Below are 2744 nucleotides of genomic sequence, written 5' to 3' on the forward strand. Positions count from 1 at the left end.
GGTAAGCCTAAATACTTCCTGGTGACCGATAGTGCACGAGTACCGTGAGGGAAAGGTGAAAAGTACCCCGGGAGGGGAGTGAAAGAGTACCTGAAACCGTGTGCCTACAATCCGTCAGAGCCTCTTCGGGGGTGATGGCGTGCCTTTTGAAGAATGAGCCTGCGAGTTCGTGGTGCGTGGCGAGGTTAACCCGTGGGGGGTAGCCGTAGCGAAAGCGAGTCTGAAGAGGGCGTGTGAGTCGCGTGTCCGAGACCCGAAGCGGGGTGATCTACCCATGGCCAGGGTGAAGCCCGGGTAAGACCGGGTGGAGGCCCGAACCCACCAGGGTTGAAAACCTGGGGGATGAGTTGTGGGTAGGGGTGAAAGGCCAATCAAACTCCGTGATAGCTGGTTCTCCCCGAAATGCATTTAGGTGCAGCGTCACATGGTTCACGGTGGGGGTAGAGCACTGGATGGCCTAGGGGCCCTACCAGGTTACCGAAGTCAGCCAAACTCCGAATACCATCGTGGTGAGTGTGGCAGTGAGACGGCGGGGGATAAGCTTCGTCGTCGAGAGGGAAACAGCCCAGATCACCGGCTAAGGCCCCTAAGTGTGCGCTAAGTGGGAAAGGATGTGGGGTCGCTGAGACAGCCAGGAGGTTGGCTTAGAAGCAGCCATCCTTGAAAGAGTGCGTAATAGCTCACTGGTCTAGTGGTTCCGCGCCGACAATGTAGCGGGGCTGAAGCGCACCGCCGAAGCCGTGGCACTCACACGAGTCATTGGTTCATGCTGTTGTGGTGTGGATCCAGTGGTGTGGGTGGGTAGGGGAGCGTCATGCCACCGGGGAAGCCGCGAGGGAACTCAGCGGTGGAGGTGGTGTGAGTGAGAATGCAGGCATGAGTAGCGAGAGCAGAGTGAGAACCTCTGCCGCCGGATGACCAAGGGTTCCTGGGCTAGGTTCATCCGCCCAGGGTAAGTCGGGACCTAAGGCGAGGCCGTCAGGCGTAGTCGATGGAGAACGGGTTGATATTCCCGTACCCGTGTGGATGCGTCCATGGTGAGGCCAGGGAGACTAACCACCCGATTTCTGCTGTGACCTTCGGGTTGTGGTGGGGGTTGCGTGGGGCCTGAGCTGGTAGTAGTCAAGCGATGGGGTGACGCAGGAGGGTAGCTCCGCCAGTGAGTGGTGGTACTGGTGTAAGGGTGTAGCCAGTGGGTGTAGGTAAATCCGTGCCCATGGTAATGGTGAGACCTGATGCGTAGCCGTTGTGGTGAAGTAGGGTGATCCCATGCTGCCGAGAAAAGCCTCTAGCGAGTGTTCATGCGGCCCGTACCCGAAACCGACACAGGTGGTCAGGTAGAGAATACCGAGGCGTTCGGGTGAACTGTGGTTAAGGAACTCGGCAAAATGCCCCCGTAACTTCGGGAGAAGGGGGGCCGGGTGGCTTGAAGCCCCGTGCGGGCTAGGGCTGGTCGGCCGCAGAGACCAGGGAGAAGCGACTGTTTACTAAAAACACAGGTCCGTGCGAAGTCGTAAGACGAGGTATACGGACTGACGCCTGCCCGGTGCTGGAACGTTAAGGGGACCGCTTAGCTCCTTCGGGGGCGACGGTGAGAACTTAAGCGCCAGTAAACGGCGGTGGTAACTATAACCATCCTAAGGTAGCGAAATTCCTTGTCGGGTAAGTTCCGACCTGCACGAATGGCGTAACGACTTCTCCGCTGTCTCGACCACAGGCCCGGTGAAATTGCAGTACGAGTAAAGATGCTCGTTTCGCGCGGCAGGACGGAAAGACCCCGGGACCTTTACTACAGCTTGGTATTGGTGTTCGGTTCGGCTTGTGTAGGATAGGTGGGAGACTGTGAAGCTGTCACGCTAGTGGTGGTGGAGTCGTTGTTGAAATACCACTCTGGTCGTGCTGGATGTCTAACCTGGGACCGTGATCCGGTTCAGGGACAGTGCCTGGTGGGTAGTTTAACTGGGGCGGTTGCCTCCTAAAGGGTAACGGAGGCGCCCAAAGGTTCCCTCAGCCTGGTTGGCAATCAGGTGGTGAGTGTAAGTGCAGAAGGGGGCTTGACTGTGAGACTGACGGGTCGAGCAGGGGCGAAAGCCGGGACTAGTGATCCGGCACTGGCTGGTGGAAGCGGTGTCGCTCAACGGATAAAAGGTACCCCGGGGATAACAGGCTGATCTTGCCCAAGAGTCCATATCGACGGCATGGTTTGGCACCTCGATGTCGGCTCGTCGCATCCTGGGGCTGGAGTAGGTCCCAAGGGTTGGGCTGTTCGCCCATTAAAGCGGTACGCGAGCTGGGTTTAGAACGTCGTGAGACAGTTCGGTCCCTATCCGCCGCGCGCGTTGGAGACTTGAGGAAGGCTGTCCCTAGTACGAGAGGACCGGGACGGACGAACCTCTGGTGTGCCAGTTGTTCCGCCAGGGGCATGGCTGGTTGGCTATGTTCGGAAGGGATAACCGCTGAAGGCATCTAAGCGGGAAGCCTGTTCCGTGATGAGGTCTCCCGCCCCCGTGTGGGGGTAAGGCTCCCCAGAGATGATGGGGTTGATAGGCCCGAGGTGGAAGCATCGTGAGGTGTTGAGCTGACGGGTACTAATCGGCCGAGGGCTTGACCATGGAGATGACTCGCATTCACTGTGTGGTTCTGGAAGAATCAGCACACCATTGGGTGTGGTGGTTGTGTCCAGGGTGTTTCGGTGGTGTTGGCGGAGGGGTGACGCCCGATCCCTTTCCGAACTCGGAAGCTAA

At 58.5% G+C, this 2744-nt stretch carries 1 rRNA gene (cut by a window edge); it reads left to right on the top strand.

What is annotated here, in order from left to right:
* Nucleotides 1-2612: ribosomal RNA gene (locus IEY55_RS31370) — 23S ribosomal RNA — on the top strand; it begins 506 nt to the left of the window's first position.
* The last annotated feature ends 132 nt before the right edge of the window (nt 2613-2744 follow it).

Source organism: Longimycelium tulufanense (assembly GCF_014645795.1).
GTDB classification, from domain to species: Bacteria; Actinomycetota; Actinomycetes; order Mycobacteriales; family Pseudonocardiaceae; genus Longimycelium; species Longimycelium tulufanense.